We start from the raw sequence: 2277 nt of genomic DNA, 5'->3' as shown, positions 1-2277 counted from the left end.
CGCCGATGGTAGTTGGGGGTTTCCCCCTGTGAGAGCAGGACGCCGCCAGGCAAACTAAAAGAACAGCGGAAGCTGTTTTTTTTGTGGGATTTTTTCGCTCGGGAATTATCTCATGGAGGTTATTTTAGTTGTTAAACAACAATATTTGTACTGGTATAGTATAATCACCTATCTTCTTCTTTTTCATTTAAGGAAACACCGTTGGAATAACTTAGATGGTGTTTATTGTTTTTACGGTTGAAAAAACTTAGATAACCTTATTGGATGTAATATTCTACTTTTAAATAACAATTTTGTTTTGGTTTATTAATTCCTTTGATAAAAGAAAGGTTTTATAGTCAACCATATTGGGAATAATTTAAATAGGTGCATACTAACGACTGCGGTACTTAACCATGTTTGAAGGGCCTCATAGCACCTGTGAGGTCTCTTTAGCCTTGAATTAGTATCTTTTTGTGAATAGGAGAAGAGCTTGACCGTCATATCATGGCAACACGAGTAGAGATTGAAGTGGCTTAGCTTATCCAACAAAATACAAGGATGCCACAAAAAGAACAAAGTTAGCGGTCTTGGTGTCCTATTAAAAAAGTAGAAACAGAAAAAGATTGAATGCCCTCACTATTTTGGCATTGGCATTCCATGAAAGTGAATATAGCGTGAGCGGACACACTTAGGAAAACAACATCTGTTTGGAATCTCTATAACCTGACCGACAGCAATCTTAAAAGCGATGCTGTTTTTGCAACACCCGCAGTGAGTGTAAACGCGCTAGCGGATAAATATATGAACGGAACAACTGGTTGGAACGGCAGATATCAGATTCCGAATACATAGCGGTTCTGTGGCAGAGTACCTGAATCAATGTCAAATATGTGTCTGACCCATGGTGGGGTGAAAAAGTGGCTGGTTATATGTCAACGTCAGACTTTCCAGGCTGGACACATGGCATGGCTTGCGAAGGCTGCTTTACGAATATTATCCAGTTTTGAAGGAACAATTTCTTTCAAGTACATAGTCTGGTGGCTGCAACGAAGAGGTCACACCCGTTCCCATCCTGAACACGGCAGTTAAGCTCTCCAGCGCTGGGGGTTTCCCAGTGAGAGCAGGACGCCGCCAGGTAAAACAGGAGAACAGCGGAAGCTGTTCTTTTTTGTTTAAGAATTTTCTTCCATGAGAAGAATCTTAACTTTTGGAGAACATATCAGGAGAGACTACTCCTCTCTTGATATAGATAAACACCGCCTGAAAAATGATTCGGGCGGTGTTTTGTTTTTGTATTACTGTTTTCTGTTTCAAGAATGGAGAATTAAACCTTCTCAAAGCTGTGTGATCCTTTTCGCTAAGATTTTCATTCAGCTTCTACATAAAGGAAAGTAGACATCCACGAGACATAAAAGCCATTCAAGAATCCCTAGATTTTAAATCTGTGGGTTGCTGCCTTAGGATTAAAATAATAAATTGACCATTTGATCCTTCAATGGACTTGAAACCCAAAGCTGCATAAATCCTCTCTTTGTAGCAATAAGAAATAAAATTTAATTCTTGTGCATCAATCGGCTCCATCTATGCCGGATCCCGTGATAGCCACCTTTATTATCCAACCAACCTGGTACTCCATTTTTTGCATACCCCGATATTAAGTGAATAAAACCTTCTTCTTTATTCTCCTTTCTTTAAAAACTTTTGTCTTCTTTTGTATTTTTTTGTTAATTTTTGAAAAAATTGTTTAATATAATAACAGCTGGGTAACAAAGTACTGTAAGTTAAATCCAAATTTACTGAGGAGGAACTTTTAATGGCTGAGAAAAAAAGTAAGACAATGAGTCGTGAAGAAGCAGGACGTAAGGGTGGAGAAGCTACAGCTAAAAATCATGATAAAGAATTTTTCCAAGAAATTGGACAAAAAGGCGGAGAAGCTACCGCCGAAAATCATGATAAAGAATTCTACCAAGAAATTGGACAAAAGGGCGGAGAAGCCACTGCTGAAAATCATGATAAAGAATTCTATCAAGAAATTGGACAAAAAGGTGGAGAAGCTCGGGCACAGCAACGTGAGGATGACAGCAATTCCGGTAATAATAACAGTAAAATGAGCCGTGAAGAAGCAAGCCGAAAGGGCGGACAAAGCAGCAGTGGCGGCAGAAGAAAATCGAATAACGATTAAGAAAATAACAAGTTAATAAAGAAAAGAGAATGCAAAAGGTGCTGCACCCCTAAAGTTAGAGTTAAAAATCTAACTTTAGGGGTGTTTTTTCTATGGTGAAATACAGCGAAGAA

At 38.7% G+C, this 2277-nt stretch carries 2 protein-coding genes and 1 rRNA gene; 2 read left to right on the top strand and 1 reads right to left on the bottom strand.

The annotated features are described in order from the left end of the window. Positions 1-1015: 1015 nt before the first annotated feature. A 5S ribosomal RNA gene (rrf, locus tag NLX67_RS22500) occupies positions 1016-1119 on the top strand. A gap of 282 nt (positions 1120-1401) precedes the next feature. Here rrf and NLX67_RS22495 read toward each other — a convergent pair. Further along, entirely contained in the window at positions 1402-1563 is a 162-nt protein-coding gene (locus NLX67_RS22495; protein WP_254313626.1) for a hypothetical protein, read from the bottom strand. A 232-nt stretch (positions 1564-1795) separates the two neighbouring features. Between NLX67_RS22495 and NLX67_RS22490 the strand changes: the two genes are divergently transcribed. Continuing rightward, entirely contained in the window at positions 1796-2164 is a 369-nt protein-coding gene (locus NLX67_RS22490) for a KGG domain-containing protein (RefSeq protein ID WP_254313625.1), read from the top strand. The last annotated feature ends 113 nt before the right edge of the window (positions 2165-2277 follow it).

Source organism: Domibacillus sp. A3M-37, from assembly GCF_024213455.1.
GTDB lineage: Bacteria > Bacillota > Bacilli > Bacillales > Domibacillaceae > Domibacillus > Domibacillus tundrae.
Note: the sequence above shows the minus strand (reverse complement) of the source record. Positions and strands in the feature narration are given on the sequence as shown.